The organism is Bacillus sp. AL-1R (assembly GCF_052180195.1).
Lineage (GTDB): Bacteria > Bacillota > Bacilli > Bacillales > Bacillaceae_G > Gottfriedia.
In genome coordinates this window covers 129624-155687 of the sequence record NZ_CP197469.1, presented here as the reverse complement: position 1 = coordinate 155687, position 26064 = coordinate 129624, and the positions used below count along the sequence as shown (strand labels likewise).

The following is a 26064-nucleotide window of genomic DNA, read 5'->3' as shown; positions in this document are numbered from 1 at the left end:
ATTGAAAACCATTTGTGAGACAATAAAGAACATATGATGAATTAAAGGGGATTTTATGAAAACTTTTGCACAACTATCATCCATCAAACTATTTTTCATTGGACTAGGCATTGGGATCATTTCATTGTCGAGTATTTTTCTCATTTATTTGTACGTATTTTTTGTGCCATTCGTTGTAGGACTCATCTTGTGGTTCATTTTCAAACGAAAAGCAATCATGTTCGGAAGTTTTACAGCAGCACTAATTGGATTACTCGCATTGATTGGCTTCATCGTTTATCTAGCGGTGTTTGGTCATTTCGGACCATGAAAAACAGTTCGTAGTGGGCTGTTTTTTATTTTTTCATTTTAAAATACAAAAACCCGCCAGGAATACGCAATTCCTAGCGGGTTTAAGAACTACCCGATTATATTAATGTGCAGATTCTGCTTTATCAATATGAATTAAATGCTTTTTATTAATAAACAAGAAAAGTACCGATAGTAATACAAAACATCCACCTACATAGAATGGAACATGTGAATTATACCATTCAGCAAGTTTACCTGCTAAATATGGTGCAATTGCCCCACCAAGGAAACGTAAAAAGCTATATGCAGCTGATGCTGTTGAGCGTTCAACTGGAGCTGCTTGCATTACTGCTGTTGTAATTAATGTGTTGTTATTTCCTAAAAATGCACCAGCAATTATTACACAGACAATAATTACACTATTTGTTTCTGTTCCAATTCCCATTACGATCAGTGTGAAAGCGAAAAGTGTTAGCATAGCATACATCGATTTAAGTGTACCGAATTTCTTTTGTAATTTTGGTGCCATAAATACAGATGTAATTGCTAATAAAAGTCCCCATCCTAAGAAAACTAATCCTAAACCATGTTCCTTTAAACCCATAAAAAATGGTGAGAATGCTAATAAAGTAAAGAATCCAAAGTTATATAAAAATGCTGTAATACCTAATGTTAATAACGATCTATGTTTAAGAGCACGGAATGGATCAAGGAATGATGCTTTTTTCGTATTTTTTGTTATAGGTGTTTTTGGCATCATAATAGATAGAGATAAAAATGCAATGACCATTAAACAAGCTACGCCAAAAAATGGACCTCTCCAAGAAATTGAACCTAATTCTCCACCTAAAAGTGGACCAACTGATATCCCAAGGCCAATCGCTGTTTCGTATAAAATAATAGATTGTGCAACACCAGATCTAGATAATGAAACAATTGCAGATAATGCAGTCGCAACGAATAATGCGTTACCTAGACCCCAACCTCCACGTAACCATACCAATTCCCAAATACTACTTGAGTTTCCTCCAAGACCTGAGAAAATCGCAATAATTAGTATGCCTAAAAGTAGTGTCCATTTGATTCCAATACGTGAAGAGATAAAACCTGTTATTAACATCGCGATTGCCATTACTAAATTGTAACTTGTAAAAAGAAGCGTTACATCACTTTTAGAAGCATGCATCTTTTCAGCAATTGCTGGTAAGATTGGATCAACTAAACCAATTCCCATGAATGCGATAACGCAGGCAAAACCAACTGCCCATATTGCCTTTGGTTGATTCAAAAGACTAGGTTTTTGATTTATCTTTGTCTTTTGTTTTTTACTATTTGCCAAGTTTGACATCTTTTATCCATCTCCCATAGTATTTATTGTTCTAATGCTTTTTTCACCTTTTGATACATCTCATTCATTTCATCTCGAATCTCGTTCATTTTTTCAAGCTTGTCATCAATCATTTTTAATTGTTGACCAAGTATTTCTTCCGCCCCTAGAAGCTTTTCTTTTCTTTCTTCTTCAGTCATCTTTTCCTTGTTTTCTCTATATTGTAATCGGAATTCTTCAAACGCCTCACTGATTGCCATATATTCCTGTACCTCTTGTAAAGAAAATCCAAGAACATCACGAACATTCATTATTTTCTTCAGTCGTTCGATATGAAAGTCTGAATAAAGTCGAAATCCTCCTTCGCTTCTTTCAGGTGGTGAGATTAAACCAATTTCTTCATAATAACGAATCGATCGCTTTGTTAATCCACATTCCTTCGCTACTTCATCTATTTTGTAAAGCAAATCATTTTCTCCTTTCGAAATGAATTTCCCCTTTTTATATCACTTATCTATCTTACTCCTAGTATATCGTTAACGTCAACGTTAACTTTTTACATTTTTCTATTTTTATCTTTCTACAAAACGGTTGTTTTACTATAAAAACAATACAAATACTCATATTTGTTCCCAATAAAAAAACCCGAAAGATAAATACGGCTGTTTGCGCATTTTCTTACGGGTCCTATCAATGATTCAACCGATTTGGTTAAAAACATACTTCAATATAAAATTTTGGTTTATGCTGCTTGTTGTAATTTTTTCAATTTTTTAGCTTTGTTTTTTCTCTTTAACGCCCACATTGTAATCCCAGTTATACCTAAGCCAAGCGGAGCTATGCCAACTAAGGCATAAATTGTTTTTACGAACACGCCACCGAAAGTTCCTCTATGCAAACTTTCACGCCAAACAAAAAATTTATCATAGGCTGTTTCAGTATTTTTGGAAAATGTTCCTAAATGCTTTCCAGAAAATTGATCAAAGAATTCCCTTGTATTTCCTTTACCTTCAGGATCGTAACTGCCATCACTTAATTGTGCTTCTATAACACCTTCTTTATCCGATGGAAGTCTGAACTTGTATAACTCACCTTCCGGGTGTAATTTATTAATTTGGGCAACTATCGAATCCAGTCCAATTCGTTGTTTACCATTATCAACCGATTTAAGATCTTCAGGATAATTCGATGTAAATTTCAATTTCAAAGATTCTTCAATCTTTTCTTGGAATGGAAATAGCATCCCCGTAATTGCTACAACAAGTAAAAATGGTAAAGTAATAACCCCTATGAAATTATGTAATGATAGATTTTTTGCCATTTGACTTTTATTCCATTTAATTTTTAGGCTTTTAAACATTCGTTTAATACCTGGATACCATAAATAAACACCTGTAATAAGAATAATAATAAATGCAATTGCAACGATACCAATAATTGTTTCACCAATTTCATCTAATAATAAATGTGTATGTAACTCTTTAACAAAAGAAACGACTGATTTTTCTCTATCAAAATTCCCCAATAATTTGCCATTACTTGGATCTACATATACATCAATTTCATTATGCCCTTTTGACATACTTGCATGGTATACATCCGATAACTTTGAAGGCACATCCATCCTTGAAATTTGAAAACCTTTGTACTGTTCAAGGAAAATCTTTTCTGCTTCTTTAATGCCAACATTTATTTCATTACTTGCCGGCTTAAAATACTGTGGATTTAAAACATGCTCAATCTGATTGCCAAACACCAATACACTACCTGTTGCACAAACAGCAATAATAAAAAGTCCAAAAACTAAGCTGCACAACAAATGTAGCATTAAAATAGATTTCCTTACCCCTTTTTTCATCTTCTCTTCCCCCTTATTTTGATAACAATAATCGTTCTCAATTATAAAGGTAATGATTATCATTATCAATAGGAATTTTAGATATTTGATTAAATAATTATTTAAGTAGTTAACGGTTTTATAAATTCAATATAAAAAGGCGAATTCTCGTCCTAATGAACGAAAAATCGCCTTTTATAAATCTTTTATTTTACCCAACCTAATAAGATTTCACGAATAAATTTACTTGCTGCAACTTGAGTTTGCTCTGCATGATCGTATACAGGAGCTACTTCTACTAGGTCTGCCCCAACAACGTTAATATCACTATTTGCGATTGCTAAGATGCTATCAAGCATTTCTTTTGATGTAATACCACCAGCTTCAAGTGTTCCTGTTCCAGGAGCATGTGCAGGGTCTAGTACATCGATATCGATCGTTACATATACTGGACGCCCAGCAAGTGTTGGAAGTACTTTCTTTAACGGCTCAAGCACTTCGAATTTGAATAAATTCATTCCAACTTCTTTAGCCCATTCAAATTCTTCCTTCATACCTGAACGGATTCCAAATGAATAAACATTTTTTGGTCCAATTAAATCACAAACTTTTTTAATTGGTGTTGAGTGAGATAATGGCTCACCTTCATATGAATCACGTAAATCAGTATGAGCATCAAAATGAATAATAGCTAAATCAGGATATTTCTTGTACATAGCCTTCATTACCGGCCATGAAACAAGATGCTCTCCACCCATTCCTAGTGGAAATTTGCCTTCAGCTAATAAGCCATCAATATAATCTTCAATCATATCAAGGCTTCTTTGAGCATTACCAAATGGTAATGGGATATCCCCTGCGTCGAAATATTTAACTTCCTCAAGTTCTTTATCTTGATAAGGACTATATTCCTCTAATCCAATTGAAACTTCACGAATACGTGCAGGGCCAAAACGAGAGCCTGGTCTGAAACTTACAGTCCAGTCCATAGGCATACCATAAATAACCGCTTTACTTTCTTCAAAGTTTGGATGACTCTTTATGAATACATTTCCAGAATAAGCTTCATCAAAACGCATAATAAAGCCCCCTTATTTAGTAAGATCAGCTACAAATTTTGGTAATACGAACGCTGCTTTGTGTAGCTCTTTTGTGTAATATTTTGTCTCAATATCGAAGAAACGATTCTCTTCTACTTCAAGTGGATCATGTTTTTTCGAACCAATTGTAAATGTCCACATACCACTTGGATATGTTGGGATATTTGCAATGTATAAACGAGTGATTGGGAAGATTTCTCTTACATCACGTTGAACTTGTGTGATTAACTCTGGAGTAAACCATGGGTTGTCCGTTTGTGCCACAAAAATTCCATCTTCTTTTAATGCTTTAGCGATGCCAGCATAGAAACCTTTTGTAAATAAGTTAACTGCAGGACCAACTGGTTCAGTTGAGTCTACCATTATTACATCATAAACATTTTCACTATTTGCAATATGCATAAATCCGTCGTCTACTTTTACTTCTACACGTGGATCTTCTAATTTTCCTGCGATTTCAGGTAAGTATTTTTTAGAGTACTCAATTACTTTTCCATCAATTTCAACTAGAGTTGCTTTCTTCACGCTTGGGTGTTTTAATACTTCGCGAATAACACCACCGTCACCGCCACCTACAACTAATACGTTTTCAGGATTTGGGTGTGTGAATAAAGGTACATGCGCTACCATTTCGTGGTAAACGAACTCATCTTTTTGAGTTGTCATAACCATACCATCTAAAATAAGCATGTTTCCGAACTCTTCTGTCTCTACCATGTCAAGCTTTTGAAACTCAGTTTGCTCTGTATGTAAAGTTTTATTAATTTTAGCAGTAATTCCAAAGTTTTTTGTTTGTTTTTCAGTAAACCATAATTCCATTTAATGCATCTACCCTTCTTTATCAAGATTTAGTTTGAAACATAAAGTATCGTAATATCTAGTTCCAACGTCTAGGCGCTACAACTTTTCGATTATGTTTCGTATTATCCCCACTCTTCCTAATTCCTATCGGATTTGTGTTGTTACGACAATTTTTTGCCGTACAAAAGAAAAGTATAGAGTAATTTTTGTGAAATGCAAGATTTTTAAAGTTAAATTATTTGATATTTTTTACTTCGGTAATTTGAATAAAATTTCTCTTAATCTACCATACTAGTAGTAAATTAGAGAAACAAATCGAAAGGAGGATACATTTTTGTATAATTTCAACTACTCTTTTCATTGGCGTACACTCCAAAAGGTCGGCATATTGCTCACTATTATTTCAATTTCAGGGACACTGTTTTTATCTTGTGTCTATCTCCTTGCAATTACATCTACAAAGCCTTCATTATTTATTGAGTCAAATTCAAGTTACTATGATAACAATCAAAAACTAATTAGTAAAACTAAGCTACTTCAAAATCGTAAAACACTTAAAATTGCAGATGTACCTCCGATTGCGGTTAATAGTATTTTAGTTTCTGAAGATCGTAATTTCTTTCATCATCATGGCTTTGACTTAAAAAGGGTTGGTTCTGCTATTTTAATTAATATAACGAAGGGACAATACGCTCAAGGCGGAAGTACAATTACCCAGCAACTTGCAAAGAATCTATATCTTTCACAAGAAAAAACGCTTAAACGTAAATTTAAAGAGGCTTTTTTGACGATGAGACTAGAGTCAGCTTACAGTAAAAACAAACTATTAGAAGCGTATTTAAACACCATTTATTTTGGACATGGTGTTTATGGTCTAGAAACTGCGGCGAATACTTTCTTAGGAAAAGAGACAAATGAGCTCACAATTGGTGAATCTACATTTTTATTAAGTATTCCAGCTAATCCTTCAGTCTATGATCCTTATGTTCATTTTTCATCTGTAAAGAAAAGGCAACAACGAATTTTATCGGCACTTGAACAAAATAAATTAATCAACTCAAAAAGTGTTAAAAATGCAATTGATGAAACGATCAAGTTAAAACCAATTAAACACACATCAAATTCTTCATTTACATCTTATTTTCAACAAAGTGTTCAAAAAGAGATTATGACTTCAATTGGACAATCGATCAATAACAATGGTAGCCAAATTTATACTACATTTAACCCCTCTATTCAAAAGCACATTGATCAAGCATTTGATAAGTTTATTAGACCAAGAACTGATTTACAGGCGAGTGTAATTGTATTAAATAGTGAAACTGGTGAAGTATTAGGTATGACTGGAGGCCGTGAGAAAGGACAGTTTTTATTTAACCGAGCAATAACGTCGAAAAGACAGGTAGGAAGTACAATAAAACCAATTCTATATTACAGTGCACTTGAAAATGGATATACCCCATCTACAAGACTTCTAAGTAAGCCTACTTTATTTCACTTTGAAGATGGAGATTCATATAGTCCTAAAAATAGTGGCAATCTATACGCACATGATTCAATCACTCTAGCTAAAGCAATTGCTGTTTCAGACAATATATATGCAGTAAAAACACAACAGGCAGTTGGGACAGACGAATTTATTAAAGCACAGAAGTTATTCCATTTAACCGCACCAAATAATAAACTACCTTCAATGGCACTGGGCACTCAAGATGCATCATTGCTCGATATGACAAGAGCTTATGCTTTAATTGCGAATAACGGTAAAGATGTTATTCCTCATTTTGTAAAAGAGATTAAAACTCAATCTGGAAAGACGATCTATAAAGAAAAGTTTGATGAAAAACAAAGATTAGATAAAGATCAAACCATTATTCTTAAGCAACTAATGAACGGAATGTTCAACACAAATTTTTCAGGCTACTTGCCAGTAACAGGTACTAGTATTATTCCTGAACTACCAAAAGATTATTATGGTAAAACTGGTACTACAAAAAAGGATAGTTGGATGATTGGATTCCATTCGAATCTTATTGTTGGAGTATGGGTTGGGTATGATCATTCAAAAAATTTATCTGTAGAGGAAAGTTCATTGTCCAAGAAAGTGTGGGCATCAGTTATAACAAATTTATCGGATAAAAATATAGTTACTAAACTACCAAATAATCTAGTTAAAGTTGCAGTAGATGAAAAGACGGGTCTCTTATATAAGGAAGGCTGTGGAAATAAGGTTTCACTTTATTTTCGTAGAGGGACACAACCTACAAAACCTTGTATAAATAAAAAAATGAACGAAAAACAAAAAAAGAAAAATAAGGACAATAAGCCTTGGTATTCGCAATATTTACTATAAAAACAAAAGACCTCACCAAATTGGTAAGGTCTTTTGTTTGTCCTAGTCCTAGCTTTGTCCAAGCTATTATTAGTTTACTTTATTTAGTCTTAAATGTAAAAAGATTATTCGACGATTTCTTCAAATTTTTTATATAATTTACCAAAAAAGTACATTAACCTAAAAGTTCTGTTTTTAGTTCGTCTGATGAGTTATTCCACATCTCTTCACTATGTGATTTTAGAAACTCCGCTAATAATTTGCGAGATTTTTCATCCATATGTTCAACCATAATTTTTCGTTTCATCGCTTTATCCATTTTATTTACGTGATCAGGAAGAAGTTTATATCCTCTTCTAGCTTCACGATCAACAGTCATGTAGCAACCTGTCACTCCAGCATAATATGGACCTTTTTCAATTCGCTCAGTTGCAACCCACACTAACCAATATGGTTTTCCATTAGGAACTTCCTCTTCATTTGTTAAGAATTTGATTCCTTTTTCAACTGAACTTCTTGCGTGCATTGCACCGATATCAACAAATACATCATTTTCTTGTATATCAATAAAAACTGGCGAAATATTTTCTAAACTAATTGCTCCAACACCAAATCCGCCATGCCCACTCGTTGAATCATTTTTTAATATATTAAATCCTAGTGATTTCTTCTTTGGTTGATCAGACATTGTGCCCCTCCTAAAAAATTAATGGTGTAACAATTGAATTAATCCAATGGAAAACTGACGGTATAGCAACCTGGAAAATAGGTTGTATTGTGTAGTTATCTAATGGAGTTAATACTAAAACTAAAAATATAAATGCTCCATACTGTTCATATTGTGACATTTTTGCACGAAGATCGTTAGGAGCTAAATCTTCTAAAATTCGATATCCATCTAATGGTGGAAGAGGAATTAAATTAAATACAAATAATACAATATTCAATTGAATGAAAATATTAAAGAAAGAATCTAAAGTAAGTGATAATGCTTGTGAGAAAGAATGAAAAAATCCGTACTTATATAATAGTGAATAAGCGATTAAACCAAGCATCGCTAGTATAAGATTACTAATCGGTCCAGCTGCAGTCGTTAAGATTCCCGCTAATCTCGGGTGTTTAAAGTTATGACGATTTACAGGTACTGGTCTTGCCCAACCAAAGCCTAATATAATAATCGCAATTGTTCCGAAAATATCTAAATGTTTGAACGGAGAAAGTGTTAATCTGCCTTGTCTTTTTGCCGTGTCATCTCCAAATTTATAAGCTATAAAAGCGTGCGCAAATTCGTGAACTGATAACGAAATTGCAACAACTAGTAATATTAATGGTATATCTTTTAATGGATATTGAAAAAATGATCCCATTCTTTGCTCCTCTCAAGAAATTGCTATTTTATCTCACTAAAACAGTTAATTTATTAATAGTTTAATTATTCTTTATGATTTCTTCAATGTTAATCGAATTAATCGTTATTATTCAGACTTCCTGAGTTATAATAAAAATGACAAAACGAAGGAGGTCCTAATATGCCATACGTTACAGTAAAGATGCTAGAAGGTCGTACTGAAGAACAAAAGAAAGCACTAGTTGAAAAAGTTACTGAAGCTGTAAGTGAAACAACAGGTGCTCCAACTGATAAGATTGTTGTTTTCATTGAAGAAATGACAAAAAACCATTATGCAGTTGCTGGAAAACGTCTTAGTGACGAATAGAATTCCATACATACAGCATCAACAGTAAACGGAATTACATCCGTTTACTGTTTTTATCTTCTTTTAGCCCCAGCTAATTCTTCAATCATTTCGATTACTTTCTTTTTCTTTTCATCAGGATTGCTATAAATTAAATCATGAGGAAAATATAACTTAGAATCGAATAACTTTTTACCTGTTATACCATCCACAAGCTCTGATTTGCGCGATATTTCTTTCAAATCACCGTTTGTTTGCAGTAGTAAAATCGGCTTCTTTCCATCTTCTTCACCGTACCTAAAGTAATCATAAGCCTCGTCTGAAATCGTATCGATGACTAAATAGTATTCCGGGTCGATCTCAATTTCTAAAAATAATTCTTTTAATTCAGCAAACTTTTCAGTATGTTTTTGTGTATCAAAGTCTACATATTGAAATAATTTTCTACTTAAAAAACGTTGACATAGATCACTTAAGATTTGATCGGACTCCTCTTGCCATACTTGGAAATAATACAAAAGGACTGATTCATCTAATTTGATATATTCATCTAAATCAACTTTTCCCTCAAACAAAAGACCAAAATGAACCGGTACATAATTAAAATGATAACCTGTTTCATGCAAATATTTAGCCCTTTGTAAAATCTTTTGTAAAATAGCTTCTGCACTTCTAGAAACAGGATGAAAATAAACTTGCCAGTACATCTGGAATCGACTAATTAAATAGTGCTCAACAGCATGCATCCCAGATTGTTTTATTACGACACCATCTGGTCGAGGACGCATAATTCTCAAAATACGTTCCATATCAAAATTCCCGTAACTTACACCAGTGTAATATGCATCTCTAAGGAGATAATCCATTCGATCTGCATCGATTTGGCTTGATATCATACTCGTTACTAATTTATTTGCCGATGTTTTCTCAATGACTTCCGAAACTTTTTTAGGAAAGTCATCCCCTACTTTTTTTAGAATTTTATTAATTTCTGTTGAACCCTCAATAATTTCTCTCGTTAATTCTTCATGATCTAATTTAAATATCTTCTCAAATGTATGCGAAAAAGGACCATGACCAACATCATGTAATAATCCAGCACAAAGAGCTAATAAGCGATCATCATCATTCCATTGGGGACGACCAGAAAAAACATCATCTACCATACGTCTAATAATTTCATAAACTCCAAGCGAATGAGTAAATCGACTATGCTCGGCTCCATGAAACGTCAGATATGTAGTACCAAGCTGTTTAATTCTGCGTAGTCTCTGAAATTCCTTCGTTCCTATTAAATCCCAAATAACCTGATCTCTTACGTGAATATAACGATGTACAGGATCTTTAAATACTTTTTCCTCATAAAGCTTTTGGAAACGATATGACATACCTTGGCCCCCTTTCAATATGTATACTAATTCTTTATATGCTAATTGATTTACTTTCTATAACAAGGCGCTACATTTGAAGGTAAAAACCAACCTTCCACTTTCTTTATTTACTTTTAACCCCTGGTCCTTATATATCTTAGGTAAAATATGTTTTTCATGGTGTCTAGTTCCGAAAGCTAGCTCTTCGGTAATATTCCATCCAACTTTGAAGTGGAAAAACCACCACTTCTTCAGCTGGATGGAGATATTTCCTTCAGAGCTGACCAAGCTTTCTCCACATTTCTTATTGTCTAGCTCCAGGCGTTAGCCCCTCGAGGTCATAAGCCAAATTCCAATGAAGGTAAAAACCAACCTTCCTTGGAATTCGTCTTATGCTTTTCGGGGCTGAGCAAACGCCTTCCGCATTTCTTTACTATTATATCAAAAAAACGCTCCTGAAGATGAAGGAGCGTTTAATTCTTACCTAGTTTTGATTTTATCTTTACAATTAGATCATCTTCGTTTGGTGCGGATAAGGGACGATTGTTTACGAAGCAAAATGATTTTTTTCGCCCTGGTCCACAGTAAGATTGACAACCAATTTTAATCTCTGCTTCATCATCTATTCTTTTTAAGCGAGGGACTAATGTTTTTATATTTGTCGCCTGGCAGTCATCACATATTCTAAATTCGTTTGACATTTTTTTACAATCCTTTCTGTTCTAAATTGAACATACTCAGCAGTAATTTTACTCGTTCCAAAAAGGACATGCAAGTTTTCCAATTAAATCAATCCAAATAGTATTCTACTATTTTCTATTTTTTGTATAGTTTTCTATTTTTTTGTCCAAACTTCTATTAATCAGCTAGGAAATTAAATTGAAAATTGAATAATTAAAAAAGAAAGTTGAGGGGAAGTTTCTATGATGAAATTAAGACAGGATGCATGGACTGAAGAAAATGATTTACTTTTAGCAGAAACCGTTTTACGTCATGTACGAGAAGGTAGTACACAATTAAATGCCTTTGAAGAAGTAGGTGATATTTTAGAACGTACTTCGGCTGCATGTGGTTTTCGTTGGAATGCTGTAGTTCGCTATAATTATGAAAAAGCACTTCAATTAGCAAAGAAATTCCGTAAAGAAAAGCTTAGACACGCTAAAGGTGAAGATGCTAAGAAAAAATTATTATATACACCTTCTGAATCTAGTTATATACAAACAGATGTATCTAGTAATTTTGATCGTTATTTAAATGATGAACAAGATTTAGAATATGGTGTTGAACTTGATCAAGAATTTGGATCTTTTGTGGAAACTAACAATGAAAATAACACTAGTGTTGAAGTAAAGCACAACGAGGAACAAACGACAGAGGTATTTTCAAGTGCTCCGTCAGTTCAAAATCAATACCAATCACAAAACTCACAAGCTTCACCAGTGAATACAAGAAAAAGTTCAATTACTATGTTTGATGTCATCCAGTTCTTGCAAGGTCTTTCCAGTAGTCAGATTGGTAACGATCGTTTAATCCGTGAAAATGAGCAACTTAAAAGAGAGCTTATGCAATTACAGGAACGAAACACCCAGTTACAGAGACAAGTTGAAAAGCTTGAAAAAGACGCTACTACTGTTCAAGAAGACTATGAAACAATGATGAAAATAATGAACCGCGCTAGAAAATTAGTATTATTTGAAGAGGAAGAGAAACCAGCAGCAACATCCTTTAGAATGGATAAAAACGGTAATTTGGAGAAAATTGCAGAATAACATTGTTAGCTATAAAATAGAGGAACCAAATCATAAATTTGATATGGTTCCTCTATTTTTATGCATTCTAAATTTAAAATTCCCTCTAAAATCTATTAATTTCCTAAATATTTATTAAAGAATACTAGCTATTTTACAAATGTAACTAGGCCCGCTGATTGAACTGCCTTTTGCCAAGCTTTTTTGTATGTAATGATTGATCACCATCTGCGTATTTGAATTTGAAGTTTTTTATTTAATTCACAATCATGCTAAAATAGGAAAACAAACGCAAAACGCAAGGGGCTTATTTAATGAATCAACATTTAAATCGATTACAAACAGATGAAATACGTTTTATAGACGGCTCAACTTTAGGGCCATCATTTGAGGCGATCCAATCTTTTGCATTAGATGACACATTATGTACAAAAATTGGGAAAATGGAGTCTCCAACAACAATTCGAACTTGGGTACACCACAATACAATCGTTCTCGGAATACAAGATACTAGACTTCCGAATCTAGCAAGCGGGGTTAAATTTCTTAATGACCATGGATACAAAGCAATCGTACGAAATTCAGGTGGGCTTGCTGTTGTTTTAGATGAAGGCGTATTGAATATCTCTCTCCTCTTTCCAGAGGCTGAACATAAGCTGCAAATTAATGATGGTTATGAAACGATGTATGCACTAATTCAAGATATGTTTAAGGATTTAACAGATAAAATAGTTGCTAAAGAAATAGTTGGATCGTATTGTCCAGGAGATTTTGATTTAAGCATTGATGACAAGAAGTTTGCGGGTATCTCTCAGCGCCGGATCCGTAAAGGAGTTGCTGTTCAAATTTATTTATGTATTAACGAGAGTGGTTCAAAACGTGCTTCAATTATTAAAGATTTTTATGAAATTGCGATTGATAACAAAGATACTTCATTTAAATATCCTACAATTATTCCTGATACAATGGCATCTCTTTCCGAACTACTTTCATTAAATCTTACAGTAATGGACGTAATGACGAGACTACTTCAATCATTAATTAAATTAACTCCAAAATTAACTCCTAACTCATTACTTAATGATGAAATAGAATTATATAATTACCATTTGCAACGAATGATTGATCGTAATTCGGAAGTAAGTATGATGCAAGAATCATAAATTTTTCTGATACGTGTTTATCTAATAAAAAAGAGTGCTCAGAAAGTCCATTGACTAAAAGAGCACTCTTTTTCCGTAACTCTGTCCTAATTATAGTGACTGAGCAGCTGTAATAATTGATAATTTATAAACGTCTTCACTGTTACAACCACGAGATAGGTCATTAACAGGCATATTTAAGCCTTGTAGGATTGGTCCGATTGCTTCAAAGTTACCTAAGCGTTGAGCAATTTTGTAACCAATGTTACCTGCTTCTAGGCTTGGGAATACGAATGTATTAGCATCACCTTGAATGACTGAATCTGGGGCTTTGCTTTTTGCAACAGATGGTACAAATGCTGCATCAAATTGGAACTCACCATCTAAAGTTAACTCTGGAGCAAGTTCTTTTGCAATTTTAACTGCTTCAGCAACCTTTTCAGTTTCAGGCGATTTTGCAGATCCTTTAGTTGAAAAGCTTAACATCGCAATTTTTGGATCAATGTCGAATAGTTTAGCCGTTTTTGCACTTTCAATTGCAATTTCAGCTAAGTCTTGGCTATTTGGTGCAATATTAATTGCACAATCAGCGAATACGTATTTCTCATCCTCACGAACCATGATAAATACACCAGATGTTTTTGTAACGCCTGGTTTTGTTTTAATGATTTGAAGAGCTGGTCGCACTGTATCTGCTGTTGAATGAGTAGCACCACTAACTAAACCATGAGCTTTATTAGCATATACTAACATCGTTCCAAAGTAATTTGGATCCAATAATGCTTTGCGGGCTTGTTCTTCTGTTGCTTTTCCTTTACGTCGTTCAACAAATGATGCAACTAATTGCTCCATTTCTTCATATGTAGATGGGTCTAAAATTTCTACTCCTTGAAGTTCTAAACCTAAGCTATTTGCTTTTTCTTTTACGCTTTCAACATTACCTATTAAAATCGGTTTTAATACATCTTCTTTCGCTAATCGATCAGCTGCTGCTAAAATTCTCTCATCTGTACCTTCTGGTAAAACAATCGAAATACCTTTACCTGATACTTTTTGTTTAATGCTTTCAAATAAATTGCTCATAATAGCCTCCAAAATCGTTAAAATTATTTTATTTGTATATAATTAGAATAAAACCTTTTTAGAATAATGAAAAATATAATACATTAAATAAAGCGCTATCATTTAAAGTAAATTAATTCCTAATATTCTAACTAAATCTGAATGTTGTATAATTTTGTATGTTTTTACAAAATACTTTTATTTGTAGTATGCTATATAAATGAAAATCAATTCAATAACGTTTGGGGGATTTAAAATGAGTGAAGCTGCAAAAACTTTAGATGGCTGGTATTGTTTACATGATTTTAGAAGTATGGATTGGCATGCATTTAAACAACTAGGTAGTGATGAGCGTCAACAAGCAATCACAGAGTTCCAACAAGTTTTCTCAAAATGGAATCAAGTTGCTGATTCTGGTGAAGGTAGCCATGCTATTTACAATATTTTAGGTCAAAAAGCAGACATTATGTTTATGGTTTTACGACCTACAATGGATGAGTTATTACATATTGAAACAGAAATTAATAAAACTACACTTTCTCAGTATATGATTCCAAGTTATTCATACGTTTCTGTAGTTGAATTAAGTAATTACTTAAGCGAAGAAGATGGGGATCCCTATCAAAATCCTCATGTACGCGCTAGACTTTATCCTTCTTTACCAAAATCTCAATATGTATGCTTCTATCCTATGGATAAAAAGCGTGAAGGCGAAGATAATTGGTACATGCTTCCTTCTGGAGCTCGTAAAGAAATGATGTACAGCCACGGAAAAATTGGTCGTACATACGCAGGTAAAGTTAAACAAATTATTACTGGTTCTGTAGGTTTTGATGATTATGAATGGGGCGTTACTTTATTCTCTGAAGACGTACTTCAATTTAAAAAATTAATCTATGAAATGCGTTTTGATGAAGTAAGTGCTCGTTATGGAGTATTTGGTTCATTCTTTGTTGGAACAATCCTAAAAGAGGACGCATTCTCAAAATATCTATACGTTTAATTAAATATTTTAAGAGTACCCAATGAATTCAATCAATCATAGTATATAAATTAAAAGACTTCTCTTTTTTGAGAAGTTTTTTTATTTTCCTGTTGGAAAAGAAGTCATATGTTACTTCTAATTTTAATATAGTTACAGTAGTGAACGAACTAATTAGTCCTCGCTTTCCGATCACCAATGGGATTTTTGCAGAATATTTAATTCGGATGAGGAGGCTTTTTTATGGCTGTAATTCGGTACACTGACGCTGAGGTTTCTTTGCTTGCTAGATTAATGCGTGCTGAAGCTGAAGGCGAAGGTAAACAAGGAATGTTAATGGTTGGAAATGTATGTGTTAATAGGGTTTTGTGTGATTGCTTAGATTTTAGAGATCTTCGAAGTATAAAAGATATGGTTTATCAGAGTCCAGGTGGATTCGAAGCTGTTCAAAAATCTTACTTTTATCAGCGTGCTAGAGAACAAGACATTGAGTTATCTAGAAAAGTAATCGCAGGGCAGCGTTTTTGGCCAGCAACTTATGGTCTATGGTTCTTCAAACCTGCAGGTTCATGCCCAGCAACTTGGTTTAACCAAAAGCTAGCAGGAAGATTTAAGTCGCATTGCTTTTATCAACCAACTGATCAAGATTGTCCTAAAGTTTACAGTGTTTAAAATGATTTAACTAAGGGAGGTTTTTTCTTTGAGTAATCCTTACGAATATTATCAAAATCTATATCGTCCGGCGCAACCTGCCCAAGGGCAAGGACAACAAACTGGACAGGGGCAAGGATTTGCGGCCCCATCAGGCGGTATGATCACCCAACAAGGTCAAGTTACCGGCTCGCCTAGTCTTTTTGAACAATCCTATGTAGAAAATATACTTAGAGCAAATCGTGGAAAAATTGCTACGATTTATATGACGTTCACTGGTCACCAACAACAAGTATTTGTCGGGTATATTATGGGGGCCGGACGGGATCATATTGTTCTCAGAGATGTGAATACAACTAAAACTTTCGTATTGTTAACAATATACTTAGATTACATCACATTTGACGAAGAAATTGCTTTGCCTTATCAAGTTTAAAAAAAAGTGTTCAATATAGTGCAATAATTGCACTTATATTGAACACTTTTTTTATTTCATTACTGAAATCCCTACTAATATCCAAGCTACTAAAAATGCTAAACCACCTAATGGAGTAATTGCACCTAGTATTTTAATTCCTGATACACTTAATATGTACAGGCTTCCTGAGAATAAGATGATCCCAATTACAGATAACCATCCCGCCCACGTTAATTGAGTAGTTGAACCATATTTATCAATTAAAAATGCAATAATAAATAGTCCACCAGTTTGGAACATTTGATATTGAACGGCCTTTTGCCAAATTTGAAGTGATCTTTCGGAGATTTTCCCCTCAAGTCCATGTGCTCCAAATGCACCTAATGCGACCGCTAAAAATGCAAAAATACTACCTAATAAGAAAAATAGTTTCACTTTCTCTCCCCCTTTATCTTAAAAATCTAATAATGATCCACTTTGTTCCGAGTCATCTAATTTAGGCATAACAGAAGGTCCAGACATAATAGGTTGACTTGTTATTGATTGAACAATACTACTAGTTACTATATTTTTTGGAACCTCTACACCGCTGCTCTCGTCTTCAAGAAGTAATTCACATAAAGAACGAATGCTGGCAATTCTTTCTCGAAATTGTCCAGGTTTTTGCGTACTTACTTTTGCCTTATGTAACTCATTTTCAATTTGCTGGATTACTTTTTCTACACTGATATTCAGATAAATCACCACCAAACATTATTAACACAATCCAATAAATCCTATTATACTATGGCTTTTTTCTGAAAGCGAATACGAACCAAATTAGCAACTATTTTAATGGAACGGTGGTATACTAAAAAAGTTAATTTTTAGGAGGTAATGTAATTTGAACTATAAAATGATCGTTTTGGACATTGATGACACATTATTAACGGATCAACATGTTATATCGCAAAGAACAAAGGAAGCTTTACTTAAAGCTCAAGATATGGGTGTAAAAGTAGTGTTAGCTTCCGGTAGACCAACTTTTGCAATGCATAAGTTAGCTGAGGAACTGTTACTGCATGACTATGGTAGCTATGTCCTATCATTTAACGGAGGGATCATTACTGACTATCGAACAAAAAATAATGTTTATGAATGTACACTAACAAAAGAACAAGCACATGAACTTTATGAGATTAGTAAGAAACATAATGTTTTCGTTCATACATATGTTGAAAATGATATTATTACAGAAAAAGGGAATCAATATACAGATATCGAAGGCCAGCTAACAGGCATGCCAATAAAAGAAGTGAGCAGCTTTACCGAACATGTGCAAAATGACGTTGTGAAGTTGTTAATGTTAGAAGATCCAGAAAAACTAGCACAAGTTGAAAAAATACTCCAAAAAGAGCTCGAAGGTAAAATTAGTGTCATGCGCTCGAAGCCTTTCTTTCTAGAACTAACGAACAGTGAAGTAGATAAAGGTAAAAGCCTAAATCACTTAATTCAAATTTTAGGAATTCGACAGGACGAAGTAATCGCTGTAGGGGATGGATATAATGACCTACCGATGATCAAATTTGCGGGATTAGGCGTTGCGATGGGAAATGCTCCTGAAGAAATTAAGCAACAAGCTGATTACGTCACTGCTACAAATAATGAAGATGGTGTCGCTAAAGTTGTTGAAGAGTTTATATTGAGTTCTAAATAATAAATACCTGATTGCAGGCTGCTTTTGGAGCACTTGGTGAGGAGCGGAGTTACCTAGACGGTAATGATCACCGCATAGGAAGGTGAAGCAACGAAGAAAGCGAGCGTTTGAAGAGCAGTTTAAAGGGTTGTCCAAAAAAGACAACCCTTTTCTAACTATATATATGACTACTCTACTGTCCAGTCAATCGGATCTAATTGAAGTTCCACTAGTTTTTGGTTAATTTGTGAAAATGGTTTGCTTCCAAAGAATCCTCTACTAGCTGATAATGGACTTGGATGATGTGCTTTTAATATTACATGATGGTTACCCGTAATCAATACCTCTTTAGCTTGGGCATGTTTACCCCATAGAACAAAAATAATCGGACGTTCCTGCTTATTTAACTCAGATAAGATTGTATTCGTAAATAGTTCCCATCCTTTATTTTTATGGGAATTTGGTTCACCTTCACGAACAGTTAACACAGTATTTAATAATAATATCCCCTGCTTAGCCCAGTTAATTAAATAGCCGGTCGTTGGTATTTCTAACCCTAAATCGCTACTTAATTCCTTATAAATATTTCTTAAAGAAGGCGGTATTTTTACTCCCGGTAATACAGAAAAACTTAACCCATGCGCTTGGCCTGGCTGATGATACGGATCTTGTCCAATTATTACTACTTTGCAATCTTCATATGAACACTCGTTTAAAGCCTGAAATAAATGCTCTTTGGCAGGGTATATCGTTTGTTCCTTGTATTCTTTTTCAAGAAATTGCAATAAATCTTTAAAATACGGTTTTTCAAACTCTGGTTTTAATATTTCTCTCCAATTTGATGATAGTTGAAGCAATGAAATACCACCTTTCCTGACGAAATTTCCCGAGAAATAGACATGATTTGTTGTTTATTGTCGTCGTTTGTGATTCTTAATAGATTACTTGGATTAGTAAAACCGCAATGATGATTTGAAAACCTACAATGCTTAATGCATAAAGTGAAAGCGACTTCCCTTGTTTAATAATCATTTTTACATTTACATTCAAACCAATTGCAGCTAGTGCAATAATTTCTAATAAGTGACTAGTTTTATTTGAAATATTTTCAGTCCAACTTGGTAACACTCCTAAACTATAAAAAACACAAAGGATGACAAATCCAATTACATACCATGGAAATTTGGTTCTTAATTTCTCAATCGATTCCTCTGCTAAGTGTCTTTTCTTTATAGTAGATAAGCTAAAAACTACAAAAACTAAAAAAACTACTCGAATCAATTTAAATAAAGTTGCATAATTCTTTACTTCATCATTCACTAAACTACCACTAGCAACTACTTGTCCCACCGATTGTAATGTACTGCCGATTAATGCAGAGGTCGGCAGTGTTTCAAAACGATATAATACAGATGCTATTAAAGGCAGAACAAACATTAAGACTGTTCCCATCATATTTACAAGTGTCACAGCCAGTCCCTTTTCTTCTTGAGTGGCTTGTATAGCCGGGGCTGTTGCGCCAATTGCTGAAGAACCACAGACTGCATTTCCACTTGCCATTAAATAACTAAAATTCAAACCAAAACCTAATTTTTCGCCTAACCAAATCGTAAAAATGATGACTAAACACATTTGTGTCACGATTAATAGGATTCCTTTTAACCCTAGATGGCTAATCATTTGAATACTAATCGTTGCCCCTAATAAACAGATTGAAATCTCTAAAAGTTTACTTTCGGCAAACTTTCTACCACTTTCAAAATAAGACTTTAAGTGCACTGTATTACCGATGATCAATCCGATTAATATCGAAAATGTAGCTGCTCCAACCGGTAATATATAAGAAAGTAGTTCACTAATAAGTGCAATCATAAGGCAAAGAACCAACCCTGGAATAACTTTATAAATATTCCCCATATATTCTCCAAGCTTTCATAAAATATTATTCTATCCTTCAACATTATGTAACGAAAAAAGAAATTCGACAAGATTCTTGTCGAATTTCCAAATTTATCATACATAAATTTAATTTTCATCAAAGCTTGAAGCCTCAACAATGTACTGAGGTCTTCTTTTTGTTTCGTAATAAATTTTACCTATATATTCACCTAATACACCAATCATTAAGATTTGAACTCCGCCAAATAACATAATGAAATTAGATATCGTATATAAACCAGGAATTCTAACCCCTACTAAAAGAACTTTAAAGCTCATCATAATAAAAATTATAAGACTTATACCAATTAATAATAATCCGACTTTCGTTAACAACCTCAAAGGTCTTGTATTAAAACACAGTATATATTCAATGGATCTTTTTATCGAATCCAGTCTTTTTACTTCTGATTCTTTGTTTATGATTCTTGATGTTATTTCATACTCAATCGTTTTTATTTTGTAACCAATCCAGTTAAAAATACCTTTAGAATAGCGGTTTGATTCTGGCATGCTTAAAATAGCATTTACTACTTTTCTGCTTAACAAACGAAAGTCTGATTCGTTTTGCAAAAGATCAGGGTCCACAAATTTTTTAATGATCTTCTCTAAAATGCCTTTTTTCGCTTTTTTTAGAACTGAATTCTCCACTTTTTTCGATGCAACTACATGGTTATGCCCTTTTTTGTATTCATCCATCATCTCTAAAATAACATTCGGTGGATGTATAAAGTTTCCATCCATTAAGATGACTACATCGCCCTTTGCATGATCAAGTCCAGCACAAATTGCTCCCTCTCTTCCAAAGCGGCGAGTAAATGAGATATATTTCAAATGACTGCTATGATTTGAAACAACTTGAAGTGCAAGTAGTGTATCATCATCACTTCCGTCGTTTATATAGATAATTTCATAATCTTCTTTAAGTAACTTAATTGTATTAGATAAACTAACGTGAAATCTCTCAAAATTTTCTCCATTATTATAACAATATACAACAACAGATAATTTCATACAAAACACCTACTTCTCCTAAAAGCTATGAGGATATAACTTTTATCTATGTTATAGCACTCGGCAAAACAGTTCAATGATTTTTATATGAATTTTTTTTCAGACGATTAGTGAATGAGTCTACTCTTCTTAGAAAGATCTACGATTTTACTTGCTCTTTTATTAATAGGTGCTTTAAGTACAACTCCCACTATGATTGCAAAGATGACAAAAAGAACTAATATCGGAACATCTTTATAAATGGTTTCCCAAACGATTCCTCCGGTCGCCTCCCTCAACATGCCCAATGCATAGGTAAAAGGTAGAAATGGGTTAATTTTTTGGAAAAATGGTGGAGTTACTTGTATCGGATAAACTCCTCCCGCTCCAGATATTTGGAGTACTAAAAAGATAATACCGATCCCTTTGCCTATATTTCCGAAAACGGAAACAAGCGTATAAACAATAAACGTAAATACAATGCTAATCAATAGTGCAAATAAGATAAAATAACCTTTACTTGCTGCATAAGTACCTAGTATCAGGAAGTTACCAGTAGTCACTACTAAAGTCTGTAGTAACCCAATTGTAATAAAGGTCAATAGTCTTCCAAAATAAACTTCTCTACTTTTATATGGTTTTTCTTCATGAACTTCAGTAGTTAGTAATGATACCATTAATAAAGCTCCTACCCATAACGCCAATGTTGTATAAAAAGGGGTCAATCCTGTACCATAATTCGGTATTGGAAACATTCGCTCCTTTTTGATAGCGATTGGGTTAGAATAAAAATCACTTACCTTTTCTATATCAGTTCGTAGAAAGTTAATTAAATCCTCGATACTTCCTTTTTCTTTTGCCTTTCTAATCTCATTTGCTATTTTTTTTATTTTCGCTTCTATTATCGGTAATTCATTTACTAATTGCTGAATGTCACCCTTTTTCGTTGCTAATAAATTTGACGTGTCCTGAAGTACACCTTTTATTGTAGGTATACTCGTTTTTGCATCAGTTAAAACAATCTCGGTATTTTTTACTGATTCATTCACTAATCTTGAAGCTTCTCTTATTTTTGGTGCTAGATCTTGATCAAAATTTCCGTTTAAGCTATTTATTTTGTTATTTATACTTGCTACGCTATCATTCATTTTTTGAAGTAAATCATTCGGTAAACCGTTTCCGCTTTGTATTGCATCTTTTAATTGCGCATTCTCATTTTGAATCATCATGAAATCTGCTTCTAGATCTTTTAATACACTAATATTACTACTAAAATCTGCTGTAGTACCTAAGCTATTAAAAGATTGAAGAACTTGATTTAAAGAAGTAACCATATTTTTTGAATTTGCTAATATTTTTCCGATTTCATTTGATAGCCTCATTGATTCGTCTTGACTAACCGTTTGATTCTGTATTTGTGATAATGTACTTTGTATAACTACAGACTGGTTCTGGAGTAGGTTAAGTGTCTCTTTAATAAATGGAGTTGAATCTTGAATTACTTTGTTTATTTGATTAAAAAAACCACTTAAGCTAGCCGTTAATTTTTCACCATTCGCTATGATCTTATTAATCAGTTCCAAGTCTTTTTTTGTAGTTTGAATAACGTTTTGTACTTTTCTATAATCATTTAAGGCTGTATTCACAGTTGTCTTTATTTCCGGTAAATCTTTTTCAAGCTTAAAAACCATTTGCTCAAATTTTTTTATTTCAGGTAAATTTGCTTGTAAATCAATTCCTATTTTATTAAACTCCTGCAATAATTCCTTACTAACGGTCTTTTCAAATTTCTTTGTAATCTCACTGGCAATACCGGTGGCACCTTTTTCAGTATATTTTGGTGCAACAATATTTAACTTTTCATTAACTTGATAAACTAGTTCGGGTTTTTGAGGATGATCTGTTAATACTGTGCTAATTTTATTTGAAAAATCATTCGGAATTAATATACTAGCGTAATATTTTCCTTGTTTAACCCCTTCATATGCGACTTTTTTACTTGTAAATCTCCAGCCTAATGAAGGATTTTCTTTTAAAGAATTGATGACTTCGTTTCCGATATTAATTTTATTGCTTAAGACAGTGGCACCGCGATCCTCGTTTACTATTGCAATCTTTAAACCCTTTGTATTACCGTACGGATCCCAAGAAGATTTTATATTAAACCATGCATACATTGAGGGCATAATAATTAAACCAACGATAATCATCAATGCAGCCCAATTTGTTACAACGCGCTTTATATCACGAAAATAGATTTCAATTATTGAACTCACCTATAACTCACCTAATCTTAATTTTTAAATAGTATGCAATAAATAATGCATAACTATTCTTAACGGCAAGAGTAGATGATTTGAGGTAAAGAAAAAGTAAAATGAAAAAAGACTCCCGCCAAAATTAGCGAAAGTCTTTTCTGACTAAATACTTTATGTTTTATCTACTTACATAATCTAGTTTATGCCCTTATTCCCATCTAAAAGTACGTGCAGCGATTAAGAAGCTTACGACCATCCAGACACATAACCAACCGAAATCTGGAAGCAAATCCCCAAATGATGCTCCGACATTCATGATGTCACGCATTGCAGTTGATAAGTGTGTAATTGGGATAGTCTTTATAATCGGTTGTAAATAGTCAGGCATATTATTTACAGGGAAAAATACTCCACCTAAAAACATAAGTGGGAACGAAATAAAGCCTGCAATTGGTCCAGCACTTTCTGGACTTTTTGCTAAACTTGCTATAATAAATCCAATGCTCATAAATGTTAATGTACCTAATACTACAAACAACACCACTAATAGGAATGATCCTCGAATACTTACGTCGAATCCAAAATAACCAATTAGAATTGTTAAGATTGCTTGTAAGCTATTCAATATAAGCCTTGCTGTAATTTGCGCGGCAATAAATGTCGAAGCTTTTAATGTGGTGCCTTGCATTCGTCTTAAAACTCCTCGTTCCCTCCAAGACGCAATTTGGCCAGCAACACCATTCATATTATTACTCATGATTTGCATTGCAATAATCCCAGGTACCAAAAAATCTAAATATGAAAGAGTAATACCAGCTACTCCTTTAAAGTCAGTGACGACTTTAGGTGTATACCCTGCCATTTGTTTACTAGCGGCATCAACATATGCTGTAATCGTTGCTATTCCACCTTGAAGCTGGCCCGTATTACTTTCATTATATAGTACCTTTATTTGCGCTGGAGCTGATTGTTGTTTAGATGTCACTTGATTTTGAAACCCTTTTTTTATGATGATTACAAAATCTGTTTTGCCATCAGACAATAATTTCCTAGACTTTAATTCATTTGTCTTTTTATGTATTTTAAGTGACTTTTGTTTTTCTAAAACAGTTGTAATTTGTTTACTTACTTGAGTGTTATCATAATCAATTAGGTTTACTGAGTAACTAGTTGTATTCCCATCGTTGAACATTAATCCAAAAATAATCATAAAGAAAAATGGAAATAATAATGTCCAAATTAAAGCCTGGCGATTACGTACATAAATTCGGAGTTGCGCTAAAGTTAATTGATAATAAGCCTTCATTCCTCACGTAACCCCCTTCCAGTCATATGTAAAAATACGTCCTCTAGAGTCGCGGTTCGTGTCGATAAATCTGAAATTTCCATATTCTGTTCTTTTGTATACTCAAGTAGGGCTATTAATGAAGCTTGTAAGTTATGAGTATACAATGTTACGAAATCATGATTAATCACGACATTCATTACACTGTCTAATTGTGCGAACTTTTCTTCTTGCTCGGGTAGTTTTGTTTTAAATTCAATCGCACTCTCTGCAGAAATTGAACTCACTAAATTGTTCGGTGTATCTAGTGCAATTAACTTACCTTTATCCATAATACCAATCCGATCAGCAAGTACATGAGCTTCATCCATGTAGTGAGTGGATAATACGACTGTTTTACCTCGTTCTTTTAGCTTTAAAATGATATCCCACAACGTTCTACGAGCTTGTGGATCAAGTCCTGTAGTTGGCTCATCTAAAAATATGATTTGAGGATCATGAATTAGTGCCAATGCAATCGCTAATCGCTGCTTTTGTCCTCCTGATAAACTTTTTACTAGACTATTTTGTTTTTCCGATAAAAGCATTTCATCGATTAATGGTTGTATTGGGATATGACTTGGATAGAAGCTTGCATACATCTCAATGATTTCCTTTACTTTTAACAGCTCAAATAATGATGTTGATTGGAGTTGGATGCCGATTTCTTGTTTGATTTTATTTGAGTCTTTACCAATTACATGCCCTGCAATAGTAGCAGTACCTTCATCTGGTTTTCTTAATCCTACAAGCATTTCCATCGTCGTTGATTTACCAGCTCCATTTGGACCGAGTAATCCAAATACTTCACCTTTTTCAACTTCAAAACTAATGCCATTTACAGCGTAAAAATCTCCATATCTCTTTTTAAGATTTTCAACATTAATAATTGAACTCATTGTTTTTCCTTCACCTCGACTACTTGAATGATTAGTTAAAAAGCGTACATCTTTTATAATTCAGCCTGCTAAGTATATAATGCAAAACACAATATATTTGTCGAAAAGGCTGATTATTAATAATCTTTAATTAAATTTACATTTTTTACCAATTTGTGTCATCCCATGATATGCAAAATAGCCAAAACTATTTGCATTTTTTATGAAATAATCATTCACATT

27 protein-coding genes are annotated in these 26064 nt (G+C 33.4%); 9 read left to right on the top strand and 18 right to left on the bottom strand.

Features of this window, described 5'->3' with window-relative positions; all coding sequences use genetic code 11:
• Positions 1 to 55 precede the first annotated feature (55 nt).
• On the top strand, positions 56 to 310 hold the full coding sequence (locus tag ACSBO6_RS00670) for a hypothetical protein (RefSeq protein WP_098845831.1): 255 nt from the start codon (positions 56 to 58) through the stop codon (positions 308 to 310).
• A 102-nt stretch (positions 311 to 412) separates the two neighbouring features.
• Here the strand turns inward: ACSBO6_RS00670 and ACSBO6_RS00665 are convergent, their stop codons facing one another.
• From ACSBO6_RS00665 to speE, 5 genes are all read right to left on the bottom strand, one after another.
• Positions 413 to 1639, bottom strand: a complete 1227-nt coding sequence (locus tag ACSBO6_RS00665) for an MFS transporter (RefSeq protein ID WP_098845830.1) — start codon at positions 1637 to 1639, stop codon at positions 413 to 415.
• A 23-nt stretch (positions 1640 to 1662) separates the two neighbouring features.
• On the bottom strand, positions 1663 to 2085 hold the full coding sequence (locus ACSBO6_RS00660) for a MerR family transcriptional regulator (RefSeq protein WP_098845829.1): 423 nt from the start codon (positions 2083 to 2085) through the stop codon (positions 1663 to 1665).
• A 275-nt stretch (positions 2086 to 2360) separates the two neighbouring features.
• Positions 2361 to 3476, bottom strand: coding sequence for a PepSY-associated TM helix domain-containing protein (locus ACSBO6_RS00655; protein WP_180232902.1), 1116 nt, complete (start codon positions 3474 to 3476; stop codon positions 2361 to 2363).
• Positions 3477 to 3661: 185 nt separating this feature from the next.
• On the bottom strand, positions 3662 to 4534 hold the full coding sequence (gene speB, locus ACSBO6_RS00650; protein ID WP_098845827.1) for an agmatinase: 873 nt from the start codon (positions 4532 to 4534) through the stop codon (positions 3662 to 3664).
• A gap of 12 nt (positions 4535 to 4546) precedes the next feature.
• A complete protein-coding gene (speE, locus tag ACSBO6_RS00645) occupies positions 4547 to 5374 on the bottom strand; it encodes a spermidine synthase (RefSeq protein WP_098845826.1) in 828 nt (275 codons plus the stop codon).
• Positions 5375 to 5690: 316 nt separating this feature from the next.
• Between speE and ACSBO6_RS00640 the strand changes: the two genes are divergently transcribed.
• A complete protein-coding gene (locus tag ACSBO6_RS00640) occupies positions 5691 to 7709 on the top strand; it encodes a transglycosylase domain-containing protein (RefSeq protein WP_098845825.1) in 2019 nt (672 codons plus the stop codon).
• A gap of 154 nt (positions 7710 to 7863) precedes the next feature.
• Here ACSBO6_RS00640 and ACSBO6_RS00635 read toward each other — a convergent pair whose 3' ends face one another.
• Positions 7864 to 8376 (bottom strand): YwhD family protein, encoded by a 513-nt coding sequence (locus ACSBO6_RS00635; protein ID WP_098845824.1) that lies wholly within the window; start codon positions 8374 to 8376, stop codon positions 7864 to 7866.
• Positions 8377 to 8386: 10 nt separating this feature from the next.
• Positions 8387 to 9055 (bottom strand): site-2 protease family protein, encoded by a 669-nt coding sequence (locus ACSBO6_RS00630; RefSeq protein ID WP_098845823.1) that lies wholly within the window; start codon positions 9053 to 9055, stop codon positions 8387 to 8389.
• A gap of 162 nt (positions 9056 to 9217) precedes the next feature.
• Here ACSBO6_RS00630 and thmT point away from each other — a divergent pair, with 162 nt between their 5' ends.
• Complete coding sequence (gene thmT, locus ACSBO6_RS00625) at positions 9218 to 9403, top strand: 2-hydroxymuconate tautomerase (RefSeq protein WP_098845822.1); 186 nt, start codon at positions 9218 to 9220, stop codon at positions 9401 to 9403.
• A 53-nt stretch (positions 9404 to 9456) separates the two neighbouring features.
• Here thmT and ACSBO6_RS00620 read toward each other — a convergent pair whose 3' ends face one another.
• Together ACSBO6_RS00620 and ACSBO6_RS00615 are read right to left on the bottom strand one after the other, a co-directional pair.
• On the bottom strand, positions 9457 to 10770 hold the full coding sequence (locus tag ACSBO6_RS00620) for an HD domain-containing protein (protein ID WP_498843996.1): 1314 nt from the start codon (positions 10768 to 10770) through the stop codon (positions 9457 to 9459).
• 455 nt (positions 10771 to 11225) lie between these two features.
• Complete coding sequence (locus ACSBO6_RS00615; RefSeq protein ID WP_098845819.1) at positions 11226 to 11453, bottom strand: YuzB family protein; 228 nt, start codon at positions 11451 to 11453, stop codon at positions 11226 to 11228.
• A gap of 225 nt (positions 11454 to 11678) precedes the next feature.
• Between ACSBO6_RS00615 and ACSBO6_RS00610 the strand changes: the two genes are divergently transcribed.
• Positions 11679 to 12521, top strand: coding sequence for an RsfA family transcriptional regulator (locus tag ACSBO6_RS00610; protein ID WP_098845884.1), 843 nt, complete (start codon positions 11679 to 11681; stop codon positions 12519 to 12521).
• A gap of 293 nt (positions 12522 to 12814) precedes the next feature.
• A complete protein-coding gene (lipL, locus tag ACSBO6_RS00605; RefSeq protein WP_498843995.1) occupies positions 12815 to 13663 on the top strand; it encodes an octanoyl-[GcvH]:protein N-octanoyltransferase in 849 nt (282 codons plus the stop codon).
• Between the two features lie 90 nt (positions 13664 to 13753).
• On the opposite strand, the gene pta is transcribed toward lipL, so the two are convergent.
• Positions 13754 to 14725 carry a phosphate acetyltransferase gene (gene pta / locus ACSBO6_RS00600; protein WP_498843994.1) on the bottom strand — a complete coding sequence of 324 codons (972 nt, stop codon included), beginning with the start codon at positions 14723 to 14725 and terminating at the stop codon, positions 13754 to 13756.
• 235 nt (positions 14726 to 14960) lie between these two features.
• Between pta and hemQ the strand changes: the two genes are divergently transcribed.
• The 3 genes from hemQ to gerQ all read left to right on the top strand — a co-directional run bounded on the left by hemQ (position 14961) and on the right by gerQ (position 16773).
• Positions 14961 to 15707, top strand: coding sequence for a hydrogen peroxide-dependent heme synthase (hemQ, locus tag ACSBO6_RS00595; protein ID WP_098845816.1), 747 nt, complete (start codon positions 14961 to 14963; stop codon positions 15705 to 15707).
• Positions 15708 to 15929: 222 nt separating this feature from the next.
• Entirely contained in the window at positions 15930 to 16358 is a 429-nt protein-coding gene (locus tag ACSBO6_RS00590) for a cell wall hydrolase (RefSeq protein WP_098845815.1), read from the top strand.
• A gap of 28 nt (positions 16359 to 16386) precedes the next feature.
• Positions 16387 to 16773, top strand: coding sequence for a spore coat protein GerQ (gerQ, locus tag ACSBO6_RS00585; RefSeq protein ID WP_498843993.1), 387 nt, complete (start codon positions 16387 to 16389; stop codon positions 16771 to 16773).
• 51 nt (positions 16774 to 16824) lie between these two features.
• On the opposite strand, the gene ACSBO6_RS00580 is transcribed toward gerQ, so the two are convergent.
• Both ACSBO6_RS00580 and ACSBO6_RS00575 read right to left on the bottom strand, forming a co-directional pair.
• The gene (locus tag ACSBO6_RS00580) at positions 16825 to 17190 is read right to left on the bottom strand and encodes a DUF423 domain-containing protein (RefSeq protein WP_098845814.1); all 366 of its coding nucleotides are present in this window, start codon (positions 17188 to 17190) and stop codon (positions 16825 to 16827) included.
• 18 nt (positions 17191 to 17208) lie between these two features.
• Positions 17209 to 17499 carry a YwdI family protein gene (locus tag ACSBO6_RS00575; RefSeq protein ID WP_498843992.1) on the bottom strand — a complete coding sequence of 97 codons (291 nt, stop codon included), beginning with the start codon at positions 17497 to 17499 and terminating at the stop codon, positions 17209 to 17211.
• A 139-nt stretch (positions 17500 to 17638) separates the two neighbouring features.
• On the opposite strand from ACSBO6_RS00575, the gene ACSBO6_RS00570 reads away from it, so the two are divergent.
• Complete coding sequence (locus ACSBO6_RS00570; protein WP_498843991.1) at positions 17639 to 18451, top strand: Cof-type HAD-IIB family hydrolase; 813 nt, start codon at positions 17639 to 17641, stop codon at positions 18449 to 18451.
• Between the two features lie 167 nt (positions 18452 to 18618).
• On the opposite strand, the gene ACSBO6_RS00565 is transcribed toward ACSBO6_RS00570, so the two are convergent.
• From ACSBO6_RS00565 to ACSBO6_RS00540, 6 genes are all read right to left on the bottom strand, one after another.
• Positions 18619 to 19287 carry a uracil-DNA glycosylase gene (locus ACSBO6_RS00565; RefSeq protein ID WP_498843990.1) on the bottom strand — a complete coding sequence of 223 codons (669 nt, stop codon included), beginning with the start codon at positions 19285 to 19287 and terminating at the stop codon, positions 18619 to 18621.
• A 76-nt stretch (positions 19288 to 19363) separates the two neighbouring features.
• Positions 19364 to 20347, bottom strand: coding sequence for a YeiH family protein (locus tag ACSBO6_RS00560; RefSeq protein ID WP_098845810.1), 984 nt, complete (start codon positions 20345 to 20347; stop codon positions 19364 to 19366).
• Between the two features lie 108 nt (positions 20348 to 20455).
• Positions 20456 to 21382 carry a glycosyltransferase family 2 protein gene (locus ACSBO6_RS00555; protein ID WP_498843989.1) on the bottom strand — a complete coding sequence of 309 codons (927 nt, stop codon included), beginning with the start codon at positions 21380 to 21382 and terminating at the stop codon, positions 20456 to 20458.
• A gap of 107 nt (positions 21383 to 21489) precedes the next feature.
• Entirely contained in the window at positions 21490 to 23637 is a 2148-nt protein-coding gene (locus ACSBO6_RS00550) for a YhgE/Pip family protein (RefSeq protein WP_498843988.1), read from the bottom strand.
• A gap of 190 nt (positions 23638 to 23827) precedes the next feature.
• Positions 23828 to 24925 (bottom strand): ABC transporter permease, encoded by a 1098-nt coding sequence (locus ACSBO6_RS00545; RefSeq protein WP_098845807.1) that lies wholly within the window; start codon positions 24923 to 24925, stop codon positions 23828 to 23830.
• Positions 24922 to 25842, bottom strand: a complete 921-nt coding sequence (locus ACSBO6_RS00540) for an ABC transporter ATP-binding protein (protein ID WP_098845806.1) — start codon at positions 25840 to 25842, stop codon at positions 24922 to 24924. Before ACSBO6_RS00540 ends, ACSBO6_RS00545 begins: the two co-directional genes overlap by 4 nt.
• Between the last annotated feature and the right edge of the window lie 222 nt (positions 25843 to 26064).

Bases quoted from the DNA above. Each gene is read 5' to 3' on its own strand.
- ACSBO6_RS00620 (WP_498843996.1), bottom strand. From the start codon at position 10,770: ATGTCATATCGTTTCCAAAAGCTTTATGAGGAAAAAGTATTTAAAGAT.
- lipL (WP_498843995.1), top strand. From the start codon at position 12,815: ATGAATCAACATTTAAATCGATTACAAACAGATGAAATACGTTTTATA.
- ACSBO6_RS00540 (WP_098845806.1), bottom strand. From the start codon at position 25,842: ATGAGTTCAATTATTAATGTTGAAAATCTTAAAAAGAGATATGGAGAT.
- speB (WP_098845827.1), bottom strand. From the start codon at position 4,534: ATGCGTTTTGATGAAGCTTATTCTGGAAATGTATTCATAAAGAGTCAT.
- speE (WP_098845826.1), bottom strand. From the start codon at position 5,374: ATGGAATTATGGTTTACTGAAAAACAAACAAAAAACTTTGGAATTACT.
- ACSBO6_RS00670 (WP_098845831.1), top strand. From the start codon at position 56: ATGAAAACTTTTGCACAACTATCATCCATCAAACTATTTTTCATTGGA.
- ACSBO6_RS00590 (WP_098845815.1), top strand. From the start codon at position 15,930: ATGGCTGTAATTCGGTACACTGACGCTGAGGTTTCTTTGCTTGCTAGA.
- ACSBO6_RS00630 (WP_098845823.1), bottom strand. From the start codon at position 9,055: ATGGGATCATTTTTTCAATATCCATTAAAAGATATACCATTAATATTA.
- ACSBO6_RS00610 (WP_098845884.1), top strand. From the start codon at position 11,679: ATGAAATTAAGACAGGATGCATGGACTGAAGAAAATGATTTACTTTTA.
- hemQ (WP_098845816.1), top strand. From the start codon at position 14,961: ATGAGTGAAGCTGCAAAAACTTTAGATGGCTGGTATTGTTTACATGAT.
- pta (WP_498843994.1), bottom strand. From the start codon at position 14,725: ATGAGCAATTTATTTGAAAGCATTAAACAAAAAGTATCAGGTAAAGGT.
- ACSBO6_RS00665 (WP_098845830.1), bottom strand. From the start codon at position 1,639: ATGTCAAACTTGGCAAATAGTAAAAAACAAAAGACAAAGATAAATCAA.
- ACSBO6_RS00560 (WP_098845810.1), bottom strand. From the start codon at position 20,347: ATGGGGAATATTTATAAAGTTATTCCAGGGTTGGTTCTTTGCCTTATG.
- ACSBO6_RS00615 (WP_098845819.1), bottom strand. From the start codon at position 11,453: ATGTCAAACGAATTTAGAATATGTGATGACTGCCAGGCGACAAATATA.
- ACSBO6_RS00555 (WP_498843989.1), bottom strand. From the start codon at position 21,382: ATGAAATTATCTGTTGTTGTATATTGTTATAATAATGGAGAAAATTTT.
- ACSBO6_RS00545 (WP_098845807.1), bottom strand. From the start codon at position 24,925: ATGAAGGCTTATTATCAATTAACTTTAGCGCAACTCCGAATTTATGTA.
- thmT (WP_098845822.1), top strand. From the start codon at position 9,218: ATGCCATACGTTACAGTAAAGATGCTAGAAGGTCGTACTGAAGAACAA.
- ACSBO6_RS00635 (WP_098845824.1), bottom strand. From the start codon at position 8,376: ATGTCTGATCAACCAAAGAAGAAATCACTAGGATTTAATATATTAAAA.
- ACSBO6_RS00655 (WP_180232902.1), bottom strand. From the start codon at position 3,476: ATGAAAAAAGGGGTAAGGAAATCTATTTTAATGCTACATTTGTTGTGC.